At 72.6% G+C, this 20,454-nt stretch carries 15 protein-coding genes and 1 other RNA gene; 6 read left to right on the top strand and 10 right to left on the bottom strand.

Annotated features, from left to right (window positions below):
- Positions 1 to 102: 102 nt before the first annotated feature.
- The 6 genes from tsaA to ftsE all read right to left on the bottom strand — a co-directional run bounded on the left by tsaA (position 103) and on the right by ftsE (position 4,598).
- Entirely contained in the window at positions 103 to 507 is a 405-nt protein-coding gene (tsaA, locus tag ACZ64A_RS25080; RefSeq protein WP_469813288.1) for a tRNA (N6-threonylcarbamoyladenosine(37)-N6)-methyltransferase TrmO, read from the bottom strand.
- A gap of 104 nt (positions 508 to 611) precedes the next feature.
- Positions 612 to 1,016, bottom strand: a transfer-messenger RNA (tmRNA) gene (ssrA, locus tag ACZ64A_RS25075).
- A gap of 140 nt (positions 1,017 to 1,156) precedes the next feature.
- A complete protein-coding gene (gene smpB, locus ACZ64A_RS25070) occupies positions 1,157 to 1,636 on the bottom strand; it encodes an SsrA-binding protein SmpB (protein WP_361622383.1) in 480 nt (159 codons plus the stop codon).
- Between the two features lie 65 nt (positions 1,637 to 1,701).
- Positions 1,702 to 2,871, bottom strand: coding sequence for a S41 family peptidase (locus ACZ64A_RS25065; RefSeq protein ID WP_469813286.1), 1,170 nt, complete (start codon positions 2,869 to 2,871; stop codon positions 1,702 to 1,704).
- A 68-nt stretch (positions 2,872 to 2,939) separates the two neighbouring features.
- The gene (gene ftsX, locus ACZ64A_RS25060) at positions 2,940 to 3,857 is read right to left on the bottom strand and encodes a permease-like cell division protein FtsX (RefSeq protein ID WP_361622377.1); all 918 of its coding nucleotides are present in this window, start codon (positions 3,855 to 3,857) and stop codon (positions 2,940 to 2,942) included.
- A gap of 51 nt (positions 3,858 to 3,908) precedes the next feature.
- Entirely contained in the window at positions 3,909 to 4,598 is a 690-nt protein-coding gene (gene ftsE / locus ACZ64A_RS25055) for a cell division ATP-binding protein FtsE (RefSeq protein ID WP_361622374.1), read from the bottom strand.
- A 298-nt stretch (positions 4,599 to 4,896) separates the two neighbouring features.
- Here ftsE and ACZ64A_RS25050 point away from each other — a divergent pair, with 298 nt between their 5' ends.
- Positions 4,897 to 5,088, top strand: a complete 192-nt coding sequence (locus tag ACZ64A_RS25050) for a hypothetical protein (RefSeq protein WP_469813284.1) — start codon at positions 4,897 to 4,899, stop codon at positions 5,086 to 5,088.
- A gap of 115 nt (positions 5,089 to 5,203) precedes the next feature.
- Here ACZ64A_RS25050 and ACZ64A_RS25045 read toward each other — a convergent pair whose 3' ends face one another.
- The 4 genes from ACZ64A_RS25045 to ACZ64A_RS25030 form a co-directional block, all read right to left on the bottom strand.
- A complete protein-coding gene (locus ACZ64A_RS25045; RefSeq protein WP_469813283.1) occupies positions 5,204 to 6,067 on the bottom strand; it encodes a hypothetical protein in 864 nt (287 codons plus the stop codon).
- 284 nt (positions 6,068 to 6,351) lie between these two features.
- The gene (gene prfB / locus ACZ64A_RS25040; protein WP_469813281.1) at positions 6,352 to 7,458 is read right to left on the bottom strand and encodes a peptide chain release factor 2; all 1,107 of its coding nucleotides are present in this window, start codon (positions 7,456 to 7,458) and stop codon (positions 6,352 to 6,354) included.
- A gap of 581 nt (positions 7,459 to 8,039) precedes the next feature.
- Complete coding sequence (locus tag ACZ64A_RS25035) at positions 8,040 to 9,290, bottom strand: serine/threonine-protein kinase (RefSeq protein WP_469813279.1); 1,251 nt, start codon at positions 9,288 to 9,290, stop codon at positions 8,040 to 8,042.
- A 128-nt stretch (positions 9,291 to 9,418) separates the two neighbouring features.
- Entirely contained in the window at positions 9,419 to 11,155 is a 1,737-nt protein-coding gene (locus tag ACZ64A_RS25030) for a serine/threonine-protein kinase (protein WP_469813277.1), read from the bottom strand.
- A 343-nt stretch (positions 11,156 to 11,498) separates the two neighbouring features.
- On the opposite strand from ACZ64A_RS25030, the gene ACZ64A_RS25025 reads away from it, so the two are divergent.
- The 5 genes from ACZ64A_RS25025 (at position 11,499) to ACZ64A_RS25005 (ending at position 20,231) form a co-directional block, all read left to right on the top strand.
- On the top strand, positions 11,499 to 15,032 hold the full coding sequence (locus ACZ64A_RS25025; protein WP_469813276.1) for an FHA domain-containing protein: 3,534 nt from the start codon (positions 11,499 to 11,501) through the stop codon (positions 15,030 to 15,032).
- 213 nt (positions 15,033 to 15,245) lie between these two features.
- On the top strand, positions 15,246 to 16,637 hold the full coding sequence (locus ACZ64A_RS25020; RefSeq protein WP_469813275.1) for an ABC transporter substrate-binding protein: 1,392 nt from the start codon (positions 15,246 to 15,248) through the stop codon (positions 16,635 to 16,637).
- A gap of 4 nt (positions 16,638 to 16,641) precedes the next feature.
- On the top strand, positions 16,642 to 17,985 hold the full coding sequence (locus ACZ64A_RS25015; RefSeq protein WP_469813273.1) for a carbohydrate ABC transporter permease: 1,344 nt from the start codon (positions 16,642 to 16,644) through the stop codon (positions 17,983 to 17,985).
- A complete protein-coding gene (locus ACZ64A_RS25010; RefSeq protein ID WP_469813272.1) occupies positions 17,982 to 18,896 on the top strand; it encodes a carbohydrate ABC transporter permease in 915 nt (304 codons plus the stop codon). Before ACZ64A_RS25015 ends, ACZ64A_RS25010 begins: the two co-directional genes overlap by 4 nt.
- A 123-nt stretch (positions 18,897 to 19,019) precedes the next feature.
- Entirely contained in the window at positions 19,020 to 20,231 is a 1,212-nt protein-coding gene (locus tag ACZ64A_RS25005) for a glycosyltransferase family 2 protein (RefSeq protein WP_469813270.1), read from the top strand.
- Positions 20,232 to 20,454 lie beyond the last annotated feature (223 nt).

The following is a 20,454-nucleotide window of genomic DNA, read 5'->3' as shown; positions in this document are numbered from 1 at the left end:
CACCCCATCAGGGTCCCGGTCGGGACGGCTGTGGCGGAAGCCACTGCTCCGGTCACAGGGGTGTCACAGACCGGCCCGCGGGGTGGCATCGGCCGGTGTCCGTCAGCGGTCCGGGGTGAGGACGGGCTTGACGTCCAGGACGGGGGTGCCGTCGATGGCCTCCAGATTGCGCACATGGATGCGCGTGCCGTCCACGGCGAGGATGCGGACGGTGTGCAGACCGATCGGGTTGGGGCGGTCGGGCGAGCGGGTGGCGAAGACACCGGACAGCGGCCGGGTGACGTCGCCGCGCGGGTGCACGGTGAGCGTGTCGCGGTCGGCGCGGTCGAGCCAGGTCAGCAGCACGACGTCGGCGCCCTCGGTGAGTCCGTCGAGCGCGGCGGCGTACCGCTCGTCGAGGACCAGCCAGGCGTCGGGCGCGCCCTCGTCCGGCTGGCGGGGCGCCGCGGCGCGGTCCGTGAGCACGGACTCGACATGCCCGACCGGGCGCAGTGTGTATGCGGTCACGTCCTGAACCCCTTCCGTACCGTTGCACACCTACCCATGACGAAGGCCCCGCCGCTCGAAGCGACGGGGCCTTCGCCCACATGGGGGTGATCCCCGGAGGGATCTCGTGGAGATGGCGGGAATCGAACCCGCGTCCAACGGTGCGGAATCAGGGCTTCTCCGTGTGCAGTCCGCTGTGCTTTTCTCAGCCCCGGAGATCACGCGGACAAGTCTCCGACGGGCTCAGTCACTGTGTGATTTCCCTCTACACCCCGTGACCGGGCCTAGAGGTTTAGTTCCCTAGCTGATGCCAGGATCCGGGTCGGGAACACCCCCGGGCTGACACTCCCTATGAGTAGGGCAGCCGCTGCTCGCTACCTGAGATCAGGCAGCGAGGGCCAGCTGGCCCTGGGAGAGATCGCGCTTGGAATTGGCGATTATTTTTTTCGGCCTGTGGTTTACGAGATCATGGCCGCTTCCTCGACACGCTTCCCCTGCTTCGACAGCCGCTGTCGAAACCGATCATCCCCATGTTGATTTTTCAATGAGCACACCGGGCTTGACGTCCGGTGCTACCTGCCATCGTACGTGACCAACGCCGGTGGATGCCAGCGTATTCCCGGCCCGGGGGCCAGGCGTCGCGGGTGCGGCGTGACCGGCGAGGCGGCCCCTACGCCCGCTGCTTGCGCCGTACCGCCGAGATCGCGCGTTCGGTCTCGCGGCGGTCCTGCTTCTCGCGCAGCGTCTGACGCTTGTCGTACTCCTTCTTGCCCTTCGCCAGCGCGATCTCGATCTTCGCCCGGCCGTCCTTGAAGTACAGGGCGAGGGGCACGATCGTGTGACCCGTCTCCTGGGACTTCGACTCCAGCTTGTCGATCTCCTCGCGGTGCAGCAGCAGCTTGCGCTTGCGGCGGGCGCTGTGGTTGGTCCAGGTGCCCTGGCTGTACTCCGGGACGTGCACGTTGTGCAGCCACGCCTCGTGCGCGTCCAGCTGCACGAAGCCGTCGACCAGCGACGCCCGCCCCTGGCGCAGCGACTTCACCTCGGTGCCGGTGAGGACGAGACCGGCCTCGTAGGTGTCGATGATGAGGTAGTCGTGCCGCGCCTTCTTGTTCTGCGCGATCAGCTTGCGCCCTTTTTCCTTAGCCATAGTGCCGCCCATTTTCGCACCACACCGGGGGTGCACGGGAAGTGGATTAACCCGGGCCCGATGCTCTACGTGGTGTCGCCCAGGCCGCCGAGCACCGTCTGGGCCCGCTTCAGCGCCTCGCCGTCGGCCTCCAGGTCCGGTGTGATGCCCGCCCCGTCGACGCCACGGCCCGAGGGGGTGCGGTAGTGCCCGACGGTCAGCTCGGCCACGGAGCCGTCCGGCAGCCGGCTCGGCATCTGCACCGAGCCCTTGCCGAAGGTGCGCGAGCCGACGACCACCGCGCGGCCGCGGTCCTTCAGGGCTCCGGTGAGCAGTTCGGCCGCGCTCATCGTCCCGCCGTCGACGACCGCGACCAGGGGCCTCGCGGTGTCCCCGCCGGGCGCGGCGCGCAGGACGCGCGGGGCGCCGTCCACGTCGTAGGTGGCGACCAGACCGCCGTCGAGGAAGACGGACGCGGTGTCCACGGCCTCGGTGACCAGGCCGCCGGAGTTGCCGCGCAGGTCGAGCACGATCCCCGCGTCGGCCGGCGCCCGCCGCACCGCGGCACGGACCTTGTCACCGACCCCCTTGGTGAAGGAGGCGATCCTGATGACGGTGATGCCGCCGGGCAGCGTGTGGACGGTCACCGAGTTCGTGGACAGCCGGGCGCGGCGCAGGGTGAGCGTCCACGCGCGCGTGCCGCGCTCCAGGCCGAGCCTGACCGGCGTACCGGCTCCGGCGTCGGTGGCGTCGCCGCGCAGTAAGGAGACGACGTCGGTGACGGGGCGGCCGTCCACCGGGTGCCCGTCGATGCTGCGCAGCCGGTCGCCGGCGCGGATGCCGGCCTCGGCCGCGGGCGACCCGGCGCTGACCTTCGTCACCTCGATACGGCCGCCCCGCTCGCGCCGCGCCCACAGCCCGACGCCGGTGTAGCGGCCGTCGAGGGCGTCCTGGAACTCCTCGTACTCGCCCTGCGAGTAGACGGCGCCCCAGCGGTCCCCGCTGCGGCTGACGGCCCGTTCGGCGGCCTCCGTCGGGGACTTGCCGTCGGCCATCGCCTCGGCGGCGGCCCGTGCGACCGCCTCGTGGCGGGCGCCGGCGGCGGCCGTGCGGGCCGTGTCCACCGTGGTCCTGCGCTCGGCGCCGGGCAGCGAACCGGTCGCGGCCCCCGCGACGAGCACGCTCGCGAACACCAATGTCAGGGTGGCCCCGCGGCCGATGCGGCGGGGCTGACAGAACAGGTCACGACCTGACATGGCGGTGAGTCTAGGACAACGACGAAGGGCCGCAGGGGCTCTTGCCCCCGCGGCCCTCTTGGCGTTGGTCACACCTTCAGGTACTTGCGCAGCGCGAAGAACGCGGCCAGCGCGGGCATCAGGAAGCTCGCGGCGAGGATGAGCGGCAGCTTGGTCAACACCGCGTCCCAGCCCACGAAGTTGATGAGCGGCAGCTTCTGCGACAGCGCCACACCGTGGTCGATGACGAAGTACTGGCCGAGGACGAGGAACGTACAGGCGACCGTGCCGCCGATCACCCCGGCGACCGCCGCCTCCATGATGAACGGCGCCTGGATGTACAGGCCGGACGCGCCGACCAGCCGCATGATCCCGGTCTCCCGTCGACGGCTGAACGCCGAGACACGCACGGTGTTGACGATCAGCAGCAGCGCCACCGACAGCATCACCAGCATCACGCCGCGCGCGCCGAGGTTGAGATAGCCGAGCAGCGTGAACAGGTTGTCCAGGATGCCCTTCTGGTCCTGCACCGACTGCACACCGTCACGTCCGTTGAAGGCGGTCGCGATGACCTGGTACTTCTCCGGGTCCTTCAGCTTGATCCGGTACGACTCCTGCATCTGGTCCGGCGTCAGGGAGCTGGCCAGCGGGGAGTTGCCGAACTGCTCCTTGTAGTGCTTGTACGCCTCGTCCTGCGACTCGTACACGACCTTGTCGACGACCGTCATCTTCTTCAGGTCGTCGAGGATCTGCTTCTTCTGGTCCGCGGTCACCGCGCCCTTGGCACAGTTGGGGTCGGACTCGGCGTCGCTCTTGTTGCAGAGGAAGATCGAGACGTTGACCTTGTCGTACCAGAAGCCCTTCATCTGACTCACCTGGTCGCTCATCAGGAGCGACGCGCCGAACAGGGCGAGCGAGAGGGCGACGGAGACGATGACCGCGAGGGTCATCGTCAGGTTGCGGCGGAGACCCACACCGATCTCCGACAGGACGAACTGGGCGCGCATGGCGGCTGGTTATGCCTTTCCGTGGCTTGGATGCGGTCTCGTACGCGTCGGTCAGTGCTGGTAGCCGTAGACGCCGCGGGCCTGGTCGCGCACGAGGCGTCCCTTCTCCAGCTCGATGACGCGCTTGCGCATCTGGTCCACGATGTTCTGGTCGTGCGTCGCCATCACGACGGTCGTGCCGGTCCGGTTGATCCGGTCGAGCAGCTTCATGATGCCGACGGAGGTCTGCGGGTCGAGGTTGCCGGTGGGCTCGTCCGCGATCAGCAGCTTGGGCCGGTTGACGAACGCGCGTGCGATGGCCACGCGCTGCTGCTCACCGCCGGACAGCTCGCCCGGCATGCGGTCCTCCTTGCCGCCGAGACCGACCAGCTCCAGCACCTGCGGCACGGACTTGCGGATCTCGCCACGGGACTTGCCGATGACCTCCTGCGCGAAGGCGACGTTCTCGGCGACCGTCTTGTTCGGCAGCAGACGGAAGTCCTGGAAGACGGTCCCCAACTGGCGGCGCATCTGCGGCACCTTCCAGTTGGAGAGGCGCGCGAGGTCCTTGCCGAGGACGTGCACCTGTCCGTGACTGCACCGCTCCTCGCGGAGGATCAGCCGCAGGAAGGTGGACTTACCGGAGCCGGAGGACCCCACGAGGAACACGAACTCGCCCTTCTCGACCTCGAGGGAGACATCCCTGAGGGCGGGACGGGTCTGCTTGGGGTAGACCTTGGAGACGTTGTCGAATCGGATCACGGATGCACCACGGGTCGCCGGGGGTAGATGAGCGTGACCATACGCGAAGCGGGTGTGGGAGCGCAGTCACCGGTAACGGTTGAGCGAGGCTTGTACGTTTTTGTACGGAACATTGCAACGCCGGTGACGACGCCCACGCCGGCCTGACGCGTGCGCGACGGTGTGCGCGGCCACGTGAGCGGCCCCTTCTCAGGGGCCCGCGCGGCCTCCGGTGGAACCTGGCACAGTGGTAGGGGGAACGTTCGCGTTTCCGTATGCGTTGTAGGGGACAGAAACCGGTTCAAAGGAGGGCGAGCGCATGACGTACGACCGGCTGGTGTGCGCGAACTGCGCGGCGCCCGTGAGCGAAGGCCGGTGCCCCGTGTGCCGTGCGAACCGCGAGCGGCTGCAGCAGGAGAACTTCTTCGCCGGACTGAACCCCGTGGCGCTGATCGCCCTGCTGGCCGCGCTGATCGCGGCGGTGGCGCTGCTGGCGCACCAGACCGTGTAGCAGACGGTCACGGAACGCATCCACGACGACTGAGGGCCCGGAGCGGGATGCTCCGGGCCCTTCGTCGTGCGTGTACGGCGTTCGCCGCGTACCGCCGGTGCCGGTGTGGCTACGGTCAGGCAGCAGCGCCGCGGCCCGCGGCGAGGCGCGGCAGGATGCGGAAGCCGATACCGCCGGCGATCATCGTCGCGGCGCCGATGACCAGGAACGCGGTCTGACCGGCACCGGTCTCGGCGAGCTGGCCGTCCTTGCCCTGGGCGGAGGCGGCGGACCCGCCGGTGGAGGAGCCGGCCTCACCGGTGTCGGTCAGGGCCGAGGAGCCCTCGTCCTGGGTGGAGCTGCCACCGTTGGGGTCGGTGTGGTCACCACCGGTGGTGGAACCGCCGGTGGTGGAACCGCCGCCACCATTGCCGCCGTTGCCGTTACCGCCGTTGCCGTTACCACCGTCGTTGCCGGCGGAGGTGCCGGCGGAGGTGCCGGACGACGTGCCGGCGGAGGTGCCGGACGACGTGCCCGCCGAGGTACCGGACGACGTGCCCGCCGAGGTACCGGTGGACGTGCCCGCCGACGTGCCGGCGGAGGTGCCCGTGGACGTGCCCGCCGAGGTACCGGTGGACGTGCCCTGGGTCGTGCCCTGGGTCGTACCTTCGGTGGTCCCCTGAGTGGTGCCCTGGGTCGTACCTTCGGTGGTCCCCTGGGTCGTGCCCTCGGTGGTCCCCTGAGTGGTTCCCTCAGTCGTGCCCAGCGAGGTGCCCTCGGTCAGGCCCAGGGTGGCGCCCTCGGTGGTGCCCTGGGTCGTTCCTTCGGTCGTCCCTTCGGTCGCCCCCTCGGTCGAGCCTTCGGTGGTCCCGCCGTCGAGACTCACGCCGACATTGAAGTCGAGTGCCGAGGCGGCTCCTGCCGCCGTCAGGGAGGCACCGGCCGCGATCACGGCGCCGGCGGCTATCCGCGCGACGCGGATCCGCGTCTTCTTGGTCATGTGGTTGCTACCCCCAGTAGCTGATCGTCAGTGAGGCGGCGCTCGGGACGGTGATCAACGGAGGAGGTCGCACGTTTGCTCAATTCCCCCGGTTCACATGCGCCCCAGAAATACGCATGCCGCGCCCAACCCTTCCCATTTTTCAAAGCAACGTCAAGGCCGTTCCGGGCACGATGTCCGGATAAGGTGATCTTTGCCGGGGGTTGGCGTGTGTGAGCGTGCTGTAAAACATGGACAAACGCCAACCGCCCCTACGCGAGGGGCGGTTGGGTTTGTCGACAAACTTACTTCTCCTGCTGCTTGCGCCAGCGAATTCCGGCTTCGAGGAAACCGTCGATCTCGCCGTTGAAGACGGCCTCGGGGTTGCCGACCTCGTGCTCGGTGCGCAGGTCCTTCACCATCTGGTAGGGGTGCAGGACGTACGAGCGCATCTGGTTGCCCCAGGAGTTGCCGCCGTCGCCCTTGAGGGCGTCCATCTTGGCCTGCTCCTCCTGACGGCGCCGCTCCAGCAGCTTGGCCTGGAGGACGTTCATGGCGGTCGCCTTGTTCTGGATCTGCGAGCGCTCGTTCTGACAGGAGACGACGATGCCGGTCGGCAGGTGCGTGATGCGCACCGCGGAGTCGGTGGTGTTGACGCCCTGGCCGCCGGGGCCGGAGGACCGGTAGACGTCGATGCGCAGCTCGGACTCGTCGATGTCGACGTGGTCGGACTGCTCGACGACGGGGAGGACCTCGACGCCCGCGAAGGAGGTCTGGCGGCGGCCCTGGTTGTCGAAGGGCGAGATGCGCACGAGGCGGTGCGTGCCCTGCTCGACGGAGAGGGTGCCGTAGGCGTACGGGACGTGCACCGCGAAGGTGGTCGACTTGATGCCGGCCTCTTCGGCGTACGACGTCTCGATGAGCTCGGTCTTGTAGCCCTTCTGCTCCGCCCACCGCAGGTACATCCGCTGCAGCTTCTCGGCGAAGTCGGCGGCGTCGACGCCACCGGCCTCGGCGCGGATGTTGACGAGCGCCTCACGGGAGTCGTACTCGCCGCTCAGCAGCGTGCGGACCTCCATCTCGTCCAGTGCCTTCTTGACGGAGACGAGCTCGGACTCGGCCTCGGCGCGGGTGTCCGGGTCGTCCTCCTCCTCGGCCATCTCGAAGAGCACGGCGAGATCGTCGATCCGCGTGCGCAGGGCCTCGGCCTTCCGCACCTCGGCCTGGAGGTGCGAAAGCTTGCTGGTGATCTTCTGCGCCTCGTCCGGGTTGTCCCACAGGGACGGCGCGGCCGCCTGCTCCTCGAGCACGGCGATGTCTGCCCTCAGCCTGTCGAGGTCCAGGACGGCCTCGATCGACTCCATGGTCGAGGAGAGGGACTTCAGCTCTTCGGATACATCGACGACTGCCACGCCTCCAGCGTAACGGCTCCCCCGCCCGACCAACGCCGGACGACTGCCGTCGGCTACGGGGGCCCTCCGGGACGGCCGGATGCCGCACCACGCCGGGGTGCGGGGCCGACCCCGGCCGACGTCCGGGCATCCGCCCCTGCCCGGGGCCGGGATCTACAGCTGCCCGGGGCCGGGATCTACCCCGGCCCCGGGGCCGGGACCCACCCTGCCCGGGTCGGGACCCACGCCTGCCAAGGCGGGGGCGTCCGCCCCTGACGGGGCTGGCCGCCTGGCCCGTGGGCGGAGCCCAGCCGGAGCGGCCGACGGGGGCGGGGGGCAAAGCCCCTGGCGGGCCGGGCCGGGGGGAGAGCCCCTGGGACGGACGGTGGCTCTTGCGCAACCGAGTCGGGCAGGCCCCCAGGGTGCAGCGGCAGAGCCCCTGGCGGGACCAGGGCGAAGCCCCAGGGCTGTGGCTCTTACCCAAGCGAGTCGGGCGGGCGGGCCCCCGGGGTCCAGGGCGGAGCCCCTAGCGGGGGCCCAGGACGCGGTGGCTCTTGCGCAGGAGGGTCGGGGTTCACGGGCGGAGCCCTGGGCGAGTGGTGTCAGGGCGTGACCGGGGCCGAGTTCTTCGTGTCCGGGGAGGGCGCGTCCTCACCGGACGACGTGGCGGCCCACGCCCCCACGCCCACCGCGGCAGCGACCAGCACTCCCGCCACCCCCAGCGTGACCCTGCGCCGCCGCACGGCCGTCGCGCGGTTGCGGGCCGAGCCGGGGCGGGGGGCGCCCGCGGCACGGGGCGCTCGGGCCGTGCCGAGGGCTCCGCCGGCCAGCTCGTCGGGCCCCGGCACCCTCATCGACGTATGCGTGTCCCGGTTGGAGTCCGGCGCCGCGCCGCGGACCAGGGGGACCGCTCCCCGGCGGGTCCGGGGCCGCCCGGAGTCCCCCGCCGACTCCGTGCCGTCGCCGGCCTCGGCCTCCTCCTCGTCCTCCGCTTCCGCGTCCGGCTCGTCGACGTCCAGCGGAGGCAGGCCCTCCAGTATCGGCAGCTGCTCCCGCAGCCGTACCGCCAGCTCGGACGCGCGCAGGCGGGACGCCGGGGCCTTGGCCAGGCACTGGACGAGCAGCTGCCACAGCTCCTCCGGGATGCCGGGCAGCGGCACCACCGTCTCGGTGACATGGCGCCGCAGCACCGCCCCGGGATGCCCGCCGCCGAACGGCGTGAAGCCCGCCAGCAGCTCGTAGAGCACCGTCGCGAGCGCGTAGATGTCCACCGCCGCCCGCGGTGGCAGGCCCTCCACGATCTCGGGGGCGAGATAGTCCGGCGTTCCGATGATCTTCGTGGCGCGGGTCCGCTTCGGGGTGTCGATCAGCTTCGCGATCCCGAAGTCCGTCAGCAGGGCCCGGTGCGAGCCGCCGGGCCCGAGCGGGCCCTGCATGTCGAGCAGGACGTTCTCCGGCTTGACGTCCCGGTGGACGACCCCGGCCGCGTGCGCGGCGGCGAGTCCCTCGGCGACGTCCGCCACGATCGACACGGCCGCCGCCGGCGCGAGGCGCCGCTCGCGCTCCAGCCGGGTGCGCAGGTCCGTGCCGCGCACGAGGTCCATGACCAGCGCGAGGTCGTTGCCGTCGACGACGAGGTCCCGCACCGACACCACGTTCGGGTGCTCCAGGCCGAGCAGCGCCGTGCGCTCCTGCACGAAGCGGCCCACGAGCTCCTCGTCGGACGCGAGGTCCTCACGCAGCAGCTTGATGGCGACGGGCCCGTCGGGGCCCTCGCCCAGCCACACCGTTCCGGCGCTGCCCCGGCCGAGGATCTGGTGGGCGGTGTACCGGCTGCCGATCTTCCGTGCCAAGACTGCTCCTACAGACGCGTGTTGTCGCTAAAACTACGCGTCCGCGGAGCCGGCGTTCACCGCGGAGACGGAAATCACCCGTCCGCTGTCGACAAATCCCCACACTCACGCCCGGCGGGGCGCACGGGTCAGTTGCCGCTGCCCCCCGACGAACCGCCGGACGAACCGCCCAGATCGCCGATCCAGCCGGTCACGGTGTCGTACCAGTGCTTCAGCTCGCCCCAGTAGCTCCGCCCGGTCCCGATCCAGTCCTGCAGCGGGGTGAACTCCCAGATCATCCACCCGGCGACGAACAGGATGACGATCACGAACAGGCAGCCCTTCAGACAGCCGAGCCCGGGGATCTTCATCGGGTTGGCGCTGCGCTGCCGCGCCGGCCGCGGCTCACGGACCGGCCGCTGCGGCTGCTGGGGCGGGGCCGGCGGGGCGTACCGCTGCGGCTGCTGACCCTGCGGGTAGCCGTAGCCCTGCTGGTAGCGCGGCTGCCCGCCCTGCGGGGCGCGCTGCTGCTGCGGGCGCGGCGCCGGCTGCTGGGGCCGGGCGACCTGCCGCTGGGGGCGGCGGCGCAGCGGGTCGTCGTTCGGGTCGAGGTACTGGATCTGCGTCTGCTCGTTGCGGTCGCGGGCGGCGCGCAGCTGGGTCTGCCAGGGATGCGGCTGGTCCGGGCCCTGCTGCCCCTGCTGCCCGTACTGCCCCTGCCCCTGCCCCTGCCGGCCGTACTGATCCTGCTGTCCGGGCTGGTGCTGCGGCACCGGCGGCAGAACGGCGGTCGGGTCGGCCGCTCCGGCGCCCGCGCCGGTGTTCGGCAGGACGGCGGTCGGGTCGGCGGCGCCGGCCGGGGCGCCGGTGTGCGGCAGGAAGCTGGTCGCGGCGTTCGGGTCGTACCCCCCGGCGCCGTGCGGCAGCACCTGCGTGGGGTCGGCCGCGCCGGGGGCGCCCGGTACGGCGGCGGGCGCGGGGTCGGGTGCGAGCAGGGCGCCGACGCCCTCGGCGGCGGCGATCTGCGCGGAGCTCGCGTGCACGCCGACGCCCTCGGCGACGACCCGCAGCCCGCGGGCGAGGCTGACGGCGCTGGGCCGGTCGTCGGGGTTCTTGCGCAGACAGCGCTCGATGACCGTCCACAGCGGGTCCGGGACGGTGGAGGGACGGCGCGGCTCGGCGCTCAGGTGCTGGTGGAGGACCTCCAGCGCGCTGCCGCCGGAGAACGGCGGGCGCCCGGTGACCAGCTCGTACAGCAGGATGCCGGCACCGTAGATGTCGACCGCGGAGGTCTGCGGGCGGCCCTCGGCGGACTCGGGGGCGACGTACGCGGGCGTGCCGACGAACTCGTGGGTGCGGGTGAGGCCGGGCGAGTCGGCCAGCCGGGCGATGCCGAAGTCGGTCAGCATCGGGTGCATCCGGTCGCCGTCCTGCTTGAGCAGGACGTTGGCCGGCTTCAGGTCGCGGTGGACGACGCCGTCGGCGTGGCTGGCGGCGAGCGCGTCGGCGATCTGCGCGGTGAGCAGGGCGGCGGCGACGGGCGTGAGGGGGCCGTTCTCGCGCAGGTAGCGGTGCAGGTCGGGGCCCTCGACGAGGTCCATGACCAGCGCCAGCAGATCGCCCTCGACGACCAGGTCGCGCACCCGGACGATGTTCGGATGGGTCAGCCGGAGCAGGACGGACCGCTCCCGCAGGAACCGCATCACGACATCGGCGTCGTTCGCCAGCTCCTCCTTGAGGACCTTGATGGCGACGGTCTCGCCGGGCTGGCCCGCCACGGCCGCCTCGGCGCCCGCGGCCTCCCGCTGGCGCGCTCGCCAGACGGTGCCCGTGGCGCCGCGTCCGAGCGGCTCCTCGAGCAGGTACTTGCTGCCGACTGGCCGCACGTCACGCGCTCCCTGCTGTGTGCCTTGCCTACGTTCCGACCCACTGTAGTGCCGTGGTGCCGGGCACCGGCGGAGTCGGAGATCTGTACGTCTTGCGTACGAAAGACGCACGAGGTGGTCTCACGGGTTGCCGAAAGCAGGCGTGACCGATCTCAAGCGGTCGCCGCTGCCGCCCCGGCCCAGCACTTTTGCGGGCAGAGCCGACCAATCAAGATCACTTGTCGTGGACGCGTGGGCGTGTTGTCAGTGGCAGGTGCGAGGATGCCTCAAAGCAACTGGCCGTCGTGCTCGTGTGGGGTGGGGGGAGTCCGCGCCGCCCGCGCAGAAGGGACCGCTGACGCCGATGCAGATCCGGCTGACCGTCGTAGATCCGCAGGCCCCGCACCCGGGGGCGCGCGGCCGCGCCGCGAGCTGCGACGTGCTGGTGACGGCCCCCGCGGGCACGGCTCTGGCCGCGGTGGCGTCGGCGCTCGCCGCGGCGCTCCAGGCCGGTGACGGCCCCATCGTGCTGTACGCGGGTGCGGACCGGCTCGACGCGCAGCGCTGCACCCTGGGCGAGCCCCCGCTCATCGACGGCGCCGTGCTCTCCCTGGGCGCGCCCGCCGACCCCGAACCCCATCCCGAACTGGACGACGCCCCGGCCCAGCTGCAGGTCGTCGCCGGCCCGGACGCGGGCGGCGTCCATCTGCTGCACGGCGGCGAGGTGCGGGTGGGACGCTCCGCCGACGCCGACGTCCCGCTCGACGACCCGGACGTCTCCCGGCTGCACTGCGCGGTGACCCTGTCCGCCGACGGCGGCGTCACGGTCGCCGACCTGAGCTCCACCAACGGCACCACGCTGGACGGCACGCACGTGAGCGGGCGAGCGGTGCGCTTCTCACCGGGCTCGCTGCTGCGGATCGGCGAGTCGGCCCTGCGGCTCGCCCCGCCCGGCGGCCCGGGCACGCGCGTGGCGACGGCACCGGACGGCGAGGGGCACGTGCGCGTGCGCGCGGCGGGCGACGCGGCTCACCCGCACGGGTCCCGTCCGTCCGCTCCCGCGGAACAGGCGACGGTCCCGGGCCAGGGCGGCGCACCCCGCGCCGAGAGCTACGGCGGCACGGCGGCCGCCGGCGCCCCTCCCCGTACGGCGGCCCCGGGCCCCCCGGTCTCCGACACGCCCGCACTGGGTGCCACGGGTACGCCGGCTCCACGTGCCCCCGGTACGCCGGCTCCGCGTGCCACCGGCGCGCCCGCCCCGAGTGCCTCCGGTACGCCGGCTCCGCGTGTCGGCGCGCCCGCCCCGGCTGGCCACCACCGCGCCCTGGACACGCACGGCGGCGGTGTCCCGTTCGGCGCGCTCGCCGACGCCCACGAGCACGCGCCCGCGCACTCGCATCCGCACTCGCACTCGCACTCGCAGCCCGAGGAGGACGACGCCGAGGGCGGCGGCCGCAAGGGCGGCGCCCGGCGGCGCGGCGGGCTCTCGGCGTGGGCCCGCCGGCTGACCGGCGGACGCGGCGAGCCGGAGCAGGCGCCGACGCGGGCCGAGGCCGACGGTGTGGCGTACGCCGCGCCGGACGGTGAGCGGCCCGCCCCCGTGCCGCCCGTCACGGCCGACACGGCCACCGCCCGCGCGGAGACGTGGCCGGACCCGGCGGCGCTGCTGCTCACCGCGCTCGGCCCGGGCCCCCGGCTGTGGGAGCGCGGCCCGGGCCACCCGGAGGCGCTCACCGTCCGGCTGGGCACGGCCGACCGCACCACGCCCGACGGTTCCGGTCTGCTGCCCGCCGTCCCCGTGACCGCCGGTCTGCGCGAGGCCGGTGCGCTGGGGCTGGCCGGGCCGCGCCCGCGGCTGTCCGGGCTGGCCCGCGCGGTGGTCGCCCAGCTCGCCGCGCTGCACTCCCCGGACGTGCTGGAGATCGTGCTGATCAGCGTCGACCGCGCGCGCCCCCTGGAGGAGCGCACGGCCGAATGGGGCTGGCTCGGCTGGCTGCCCCACGTCCGCCCGGGCCACGGGCAGGACTGCCGCCTGCTGCTCGCCTACGACCGCGAGCAGGCCGCCGCCCGCACCGACGAACTGCTGCGCCGGCTGGCCGACCATCTCGCCGACCAGCCGTCGTCCGCTCCGGGAGCCGGGCCGGGACCCGCCGTGCCGGTGACACCGGCCGCCGAGGAGGGCACCCAGGCTCCCCCGCGGCGCCCCTCCTGGGCCCGCCCCGACGACGACACCCCGGGCGACGGCGGTCAGGGCCGGTCGACCGCCTTCCCGGGTCCGTACACCGTGGTCGTCGTGGACGGCGATCCGGGCGGGGCCGGGCTGCGGGAGACGGTGGCACGGCTCGCGCTGGAGGGCCCGCGCGCGGGCATCCACGTCGTGTGCCTCGCCGAGACGGCCCCCGCCTCCCCCGCGTCCCCGGTCACCGACACGTACGAGGCGGCCTGCGCGGCCGCGCCGACGTTCCGTCAGTGCGGTGCCGTCGCCCTGCTCAGCGGTGACGTGGCGAGCGCGCTGCGCCTGCTGCGGGTGGCGCCCGCACCGGACCCGGCGCCCGTCGGGCACGGCACGGTCGCGGTGGTGGACGCGGTCTCCAGCGCCTGGGCGGAGCGGTTCGCGCGGGCGCTGGCGCCGCTGCGGCCGGACGGGGCCGGGGAGAAGCACGCGCGGGTGTCCGCTCCGCTGCCGTCGTCGGCCCGCCTGCTGGACGAGCTGGGTCTGGCCCGGGCCACACCGACGTCCCTGATGGCGCGGTGGGCGGACGCGGCCGACGACGCCGAGGCGCTCGGCGGACGGGCGTGGGCGGTGCTGGGCGCGGGCCCGCGCGGTCCGGTCACCGTGGACCTGGTCGCCGAGGGCCCGCATCTCGTCGTCGAGGGGCCGCCCGGCAGCGGCCGCACCGAGCTGCTGCGCGCCCTGGTCGCCTCGCTGGCGGCGGCCGAGCGGCCCGACCGGCTCGGCATCGTGCTGATGGACGGCCGGGACCGGGTGAGCGGCGCGGGCGGCGACGGTCTGCACGTGTGCCGGGACGTCCCGCACGTCACGACCCATCTGACCGCCAACGACCCGGTGCTGATGCGGGAGTTCGCGCAGTCGCTGAGCGCGGAGCTGAAGCGGCGGGCCGAGATGCTGGGCCGCTCCGACTTCGCCGAGTGGCACCGGCACCGCGAGGTCTCCGGCCGCCTGGTCGCCCAGCGCGGCGCGCCGGGCGCCCGCACCGCGCACGGCCTCGCGGGCACCGCTCACCCCACCGGCGGCTCCCACGCCGGACCCACCGGCACACCGGCCGGCACCTCGGCCGGCGCCGCCGACCTCGACGCCCCGCCGAGCTCCACCCTGCGGCTGCGTCCGTCCGCCGCCGCCCGCCGGCAGGCGGAGGCCGCTCCGCCGCTTCCCCGTCTCGTGGTGGTCGTCGACGACCTGGACGCCCTGGTCGCGCCCCCGCTGGGCGCGGCGGGCCGGCCCGCCGCCGGTTCGGTGATGCGGGCGCTGGAGGCGGTGGCCCGGGAGGGTGAGCGGCTCGGCGTGCATCTGGTCGCGGCGGCCCATCCCGGGGGCCGTACGGCCGAGTCGGAGCCGGTGCGGCGGGCGGCGCTGCGGATCGTGCTGGAGGCACCGCAGACCGGACCGGACGCCCCGTCGCCCGGCCGGGGCCGGCTGACCGGGGCGCGCGGGCGGACCACGACGTTCCAGGCGGGGCGCGTCACGGGCCGTATCCCGCGTACGGCGACGCTGCGGCCGACGGTCGTCGCGCTGGAGTGGCACCGGATGGGCGACCCGCCGGCCCGCCGTCCGGTGCGGGAGCTGGGCAACGGCCCGACCGATCTGGCGCTGCTCGCCAGCGCGTTGCAGAGAGCGGCGAAGGAGGTGTCGGCGGCGCAGGTCCCGTCACTCCTTTAGCCGACGCGCACGTCCCGGCTCCCGCGGCGCACAACGGGAGGCGGGCGTTTCCTCGAGCACGGGCTCAGCGACGCTCAAGACCCATCACGAGGCGGTCACGATCCCCGGGTTGACACCCTTCGCGGTCTTGCCGACCCCTTTGACCCGGCGTAGACCAGACGCCACGGGGCAAACACTCGATCGTTCGACGACGAACGAAAGAACGGGGAAGTGATGCGCACCACGAGCAGCAGCACCATCCGGAACACCAGGGGAGCGAGGGCCGCAGCCGCCGTGGCCGCGAGCGCCCTTGCCTTCTCTCTCGCCGCGTGCGGGGGCGGCGGCGACAAGGGCGGCACGGACACGGGCGGGTCCACGCCCAGCGCCGCCGGCAGCGACAGCGGCCTGAACCTGCCGAAGCTGAACGGCACCCATCTGGAGGTCGCCGCCGTCTGGACCGGCGCCGAGCAGTCCAACTTCAAGAAGGTTCTCGCGGAGTTCGAGAAGCGCACCGGCGCGAGCGTGACGTTCGTGCCCGCGCAGGACCCGATCATCAACTTCCTCGGCTCCAAGATCGCGGGCGGGCAGCCGCCGGACGTGGCGATGCTGCCGCAGCCCGGCGCCATCAAGCAGGCCGTGGACAAGGGCTGGGCGAAGCCGGTCGGCGCCGACGTCCAGTCCGAGCTGAGCAAGAACTACTCGCAGGGCTGGCAGAACATCGGCAAGGTCGGCGGCAAGCAGTACGGCGTGTACTACAAGGCCGCCAACAAGTCGCTGATCTGGTACAACGCCAAGGTCTTCCAGAACGCGGGCGCGAAAGAGCCCAAGACGTGGAAGGACCTGCTGAGCACCGCGCAGACGGTGTCCGACTCCGGTGTCACGCCGTTCTCGATCGGCGGCGCGGACGGCTGGACGCTCACCGACTGGTTCGAGAACGTCTATCTGTCGCAGGCCGGTCCGCAGAAGTACGACGAACTCGCCCAGCACAAGATCAAGTGGACGGACCCGTCCGTGAAGGACGCGCTGACCACGCTGGCGCAGATCTGGGGCAAGAAGGACTGGATCGCGGGCGGCCCGGACGGCGCGCTGCAGACGGAGTTCCCGGCGTCGGTCACGCAGACCTTCACCGGCGGCGACCAGCCGAAGGCCGCCATGGTCTACGAGGGTGACTTCGCGCAGGTCAACATCGGTGAGACCAAGGCGAAGGTGGGCACGGACGCCAAGGTGTTCCCGTTCCCGACCGTGGGCAGCACCGCGCCGGTGGTCTCCGGTGGTGACGCGGCGGTGATCCTGAAGGACTCCAAGGGTGCGCAGGCGCTGGCGAAGTGGCTCGCCTCGCCCGACGCGGCCACCATCCAGGCCAAGCTGGGCGGTTACCTGTCGCCGAACAAGAGCGTGCCGAACTCGGCGTACCCGAACGAGGTGCAGCGCAAGATCGCCAAGGCGCTGATCGACTCCGGTGACGACTTCCGGTTCGACATGTCCGACCAGGCCCCGCAGTCCTTCGGCGGCACGCCCGGCAAGGGCGAGTGGAAGGACCTGCAGGACTTCCTGAAGAACCCGAGCGACGTCGCGGGCACGCAGCGGAAGCTGGAGGCGGACGCGGCCGCCGCCTACGGGAGCTGACGCCATGGCGTCGGCCACGGCGGCAGGGGTCTCCAAGACCCCTGCCGCTCCTCGCAGGCGCAAGAGCGTGACCGGCACCCGCAAAAGCGTGGCGGCGCTGTTCCTGCTGCCCGCGCTGGTGCTGCTGGGCGCGCTCGTGGTGTACCCGATCGGGTACTCGGTCGTGCGCAGCTTCTACGACCAGTCCGGCCATTCCTTCGCCGGCATCGACAACTACAAGGCCCTGTTCACGGACCAGGGCATTCGCACCGCCCTGAAGAACAACATCATCTGGGTGGTGTTCGCGCCGACGGTCGCCACCGCCCTGGGGCTGATCTTCGCGGTGCTGACCGAACGGGTGCGCTGGGGCACGGCGTTCAAGCTGGTCGTCTTCATGCCGATGGCGATCTCCATGCTCGCGGCCGGCATCATCTTCCGCCTGGTCTACGACCAGGACCCCGACAAGGGCGTGGCGAACGCGGTGTGGGTGGGCGTGCACGACACGTTCGTGCAGTCCTCCGCGTTCCCGAAGGCGCACCCGGGCCGCAACTCGCCGCTGGAGCCGCAGGGCGGCGGCTTCGTCACCAAGACGCCGGTGCAGGCGGGGCAGCCGGTCCTGCTGCCGCTGGTCGGTGTCGCGCCCGACCAGATGCCCGGCAGCGCGAAGAAGGCCGTGCCGCCCCGGGCCGAGCCGGGGAAGATCACCGGCACGACCTGGCAGGACTTCACCCGCGGCAAGGGCGTCGGCAGGCTCGGCGTACCCGACCCGTCCGAACTGGGCTACGCCGGCATGCGGATCGAGGCGGTCAAGGACGGCAAGGTGGTGGCGTCCACGACAGCCGCCGACGACGGCACCTTCACGCTGCCGGACAAGGCCGCCGGGGCGCAGCTGAGGCTTCCGGCGAGCAACTTCAAGCAGCCGTACAACGGCCTGGACTGGCTGGGCCCGTCGCTGGTCACGCCGGCGATCATCGGGTCGTACATCTGGATGTGGGCGGGCTTCGCGATGGTGCTGATCGCGGCCGGGCTCGCGGGGGTGCCGCGTGAGCTGCTGGAGGCGGCGCGGGTCGACGGGGCCAACGAGTGGCAGGTGTTCCGGCGGGTGACGGTGCCGCTGCTGGCGCCGGTCCTCGCGGTCGTCGCCGTCACGCTGATGATCAATGTGCTGAAGATCTTCGACCTGGTCTTCATCATCGCCCCGGGCTCCTCGCAGGACGACGCGAACGTGCTGGCGCTGGAGCTGTACCGCAAGGGCTTCTCGGAGGACCAGCCGGGCATCGCGAGCGCCATCGCGGTGTTCCTGCTGCTGCTCGTGATCCCCGTCATGTGGTTCAACATCAGGCGGCTCAGGCGGGAGGTGCGGCGATGACGGCGGACGCCGGCAGTCTGGCGCGGGCGGTGCCGCCGCCGGCCGGAACGGTGAAGGCGAAGCGGTCGCCGGCCTCCCGGCTCGCGGGATGGGTCAGCGGCGGCGCGGTGCGCGCGTTCCTGATCATCGTCGGTCTGTTCTGGCTGGTGCCGACGATCGGACTGCTCATCTCCTCGCTGCGCACGCCCGAGGACATGAGCGCCAGCGGCTGGTGGACGGTGTTCACCAAGCCGTCCCAGCTGACCTTCGCCAGCTACTCCAAGCTGCTGGAGAACCCGGACATCACCAACTCGCTGGTCAACACCGTGCTCATCACGGTCCCGGCGACGGTGCTGGTCGTGGTGGTCGGCTCGCTCGCGGGCTACGCGTTCGCGTGGATGGAGTTCCCGGGCCGCGACTGGTGGTTCCTCGGCGTGGTCGGGCTGCTGGTGGTGCCGGTGCAGGTGGCGCTGATCCCGATCGCCGAACTGTTCGGCAAGATCGGCCTGTTCGGCACGATCCTCGGAGTGATCCTGTTCCATGTGGGGTTCGGCCTGCCGTTCGCGGTGTTCCTGCTGCGCAACTTCTTCGCGGAGATCCCGCGCGAGCTGCTGGAGGCGGCCCGGCTGGACGGGGCGGGCGAGCTGCGGCTGTTCACCCGGGTCGTGATGCCGCTGGGCGGGCCGGCGATCGCCTCGCTCGGCATCTTCCAGTTCCTGTGGGTGTGGAACGACATGCTGGTGGCGCTGGTGTTCACCAAGTCCGGCACCCAGCCCATCACGGTCGCGCTGCAGACGCAGGTACGGCAGTTCGGCAACAACATCGACGTGCTGGCACCCGGCGCGTTCATCTCGATGGTGGTCCCGCTGGCCGTGTTCTTCGCGTTCCAGCGGCAGTTCGTCTCCGGGGTGATGGCGGGCGCGGTCAAGTAGCCGTGCCGCCAGGCCGGTTGGGAACGGCGAGGGGTGCGCCCTTCGCCGTTCCCCCGGATGCCGTACGGGCCGTAACCCCGCCCCCACCTGGGCCGTTGCCGGGCAAACGCCCGTGCCGAGCCCATGGATGCCCCGTTGCCCAGGTTCAGTGTCATCGTCCCCGCGCACCAGGTCCAGGCGTATCTGCCCGCGTGTCCGGAGTCGGTCCTGCCGCAGTCGTACACCGACGGGGAGCTGATCGCGGTCGACGACGGCTCACCGGACGCGTGCGGGGCGCTGATCGAGGAGGCGGCCACCCGCGATCCGCGGGTACGGGCCGTGCACCTGCCGCAGAACTCCGGCGCGAGCCCCGCCCGCACCACGGGACCGTCCCGGGCCGACGGCGACTACCTGCTCTTCCTGGACGGCGACGACACCCTCGCGCCGGGCGCGCTGCGCGCGATCGCCGACCGGGTCAAGGAGGCGGGCGAGCCGGACGCGCTGGTGTACGGGCACGCACGCGTCCACCTCGACGGCCGCGTGGTGCGGGCGGCGCCGGCCCATCTGCTCACCGAGCGGGATCCCGCGCCCTTCCGGCCCGAGGACCGCCCCGGGCTGCTCGGTCTGCCTCCGGCGGCGTGGGACCGGCTCTTCGCGTTCGTCGGGCGGCACTCGGAGCTTCAGCGGTGGCGGGCGGTGCCGTCGCGCCGGAGGACCGGGCATCTCGCCACGCTCGTCACCCGCCCGCCCCGGCTGCCGCGCACCGCCCGTGTGGAGTTCGCCCGCCTGGTCCGCGCCCTGTACCGGCGCCACGGCACGGCCCGTTTCCCGGCGCCCCTGATCCGGTTCGGGCTGCTGCGCACCCTGCGCGCGCTACGGCTGGTGTCGGCCGGGGCGCGCCGCACCGGCCGGGGCGCCGTACGCCTGGCGCGGGGCCTGCGGGTGGCCGCGCCGCGGCTGCACTACCGCGTCCAGCGTTGCCTGCCGCTGGACGCCGACCGGGCGGTGTTCACGGCCGAGGGCGGGCGCGGATACGGCGGTGACCCCGGCGCGCTGGAGGCCGGCGCCTGGGACTACCTGCTGACCGCGAACCGGCACACCACCCTGACCTACGAGCGGTTCCACCCCGGCGGCTACACCACACTCCCCCACGGCTGCCCGCGCACCGACGTCTTCCACACGGCGACCCCGGACGACGTGGCGCGCCTGCGTGCCAGTCTCGGCATCCCGCGGGGCACGGTGGCCCTGCTGTACGTGCCCGCGCACCGCGACTACCGGCCGGCTGAGCACCACCGGCCGGCCGCACCCACCGCTGCCCATCGAGCAGCCGTCACCGACCGACCGATCGTCAACTGAACGTCTTCGAGGCTCCCGGGAGTTCCCATGCCGTCCAGTCCCTCGCGGCCCACTCCGACCCGGCCGCCCACCTGGCGCCCGGGCGGCCGACCCGGAGGCGGTAGCGGTGGCGGGCGTGGGGGCGGGCGCGGGCGGCCGATCGGGTGACGTAGCGTCCCGACGGGGTGAGGGGCGGCGCGGCCGGCGACCGGCGCGGGGCCGTGTGGGCATATAAGCCCAATGC

It is taken from the genome of Streptomyces sp. NPDC104814, from assembly GCF_055583185.1.
Note: the sequence above shows the minus strand (reverse complement) of the source record. Positions and strands in the feature narration are given on the sequence as shown.

Excerpts from the sequence above, each read along its gene's own strand:
- smpB (WP_361622383.1), bottom strand. The coding sequence starts at position 1,636 with ATGGCTAAGGAAAAAGGGCGCAAGCTGATCGCGCAGAACAAGAAGGCG.
- ACZ64A_RS25065 (WP_469813286.1), bottom strand. The coding sequence starts at position 2,871 with ATGTCAGGTCGTGACCTGTTCTGTCAGCCCCGCCGCATCGGCCGCGGG.
- ftsX (WP_361622377.1), bottom strand. The coding sequence starts at position 3,857 with ATGCGCGCCCAGTTCGTCCTGTCGGAGATCGGTGTGGGTCTCCGCCGC.
- ACZ64A_RS25050 (WP_469813284.1), top strand. The coding sequence starts at position 4,897 with ATGACGTACGACCGGCTGGTGTGCGCGAACTGCGCGGCGCCCGTGAGC.
- ACZ64A_RS25045 (WP_469813283.1), bottom strand. The coding sequence starts at position 6,067 with ATGACCAAGAAGACGCGGATCCGCGTCGCGCGGATAGCCGCCGGCGCC.
- ACZ64A_RS25025 (WP_469813276.1), top strand. The coding sequence starts at position 11,499 with ATGCAGATCCGGCTGACCGTCGTAGATCCGCAGGCCCCGCACCCGGGG.
- ACZ64A_RS25020 (WP_469813275.1), top strand. The coding sequence starts at position 15,246 with ATGCGCACCACGAGCAGCAGCACCATCCGGAACACCAGGGGAGCGAGG.
- ACZ64A_RS25015 (WP_469813273.1), top strand. The coding sequence starts at position 16,642 with ATGGCGTCGGCCACGGCGGCAGGGGTCTCCAAGACCCCTGCCGCTCCT.
- ACZ64A_RS25010 (WP_469813272.1), top strand. The coding sequence starts at position 17,982 with ATGACGGCGGACGCCGGCAGTCTGGCGCGGGCGGTGCCGCCGCCGGCC.
- ACZ64A_RS25005 (WP_469813270.1), top strand. The coding sequence starts at position 19,020 with ATGGATGCCCCGTTGCCCAGGTTCAGTGTCATCGTCCCCGCGCACCAG.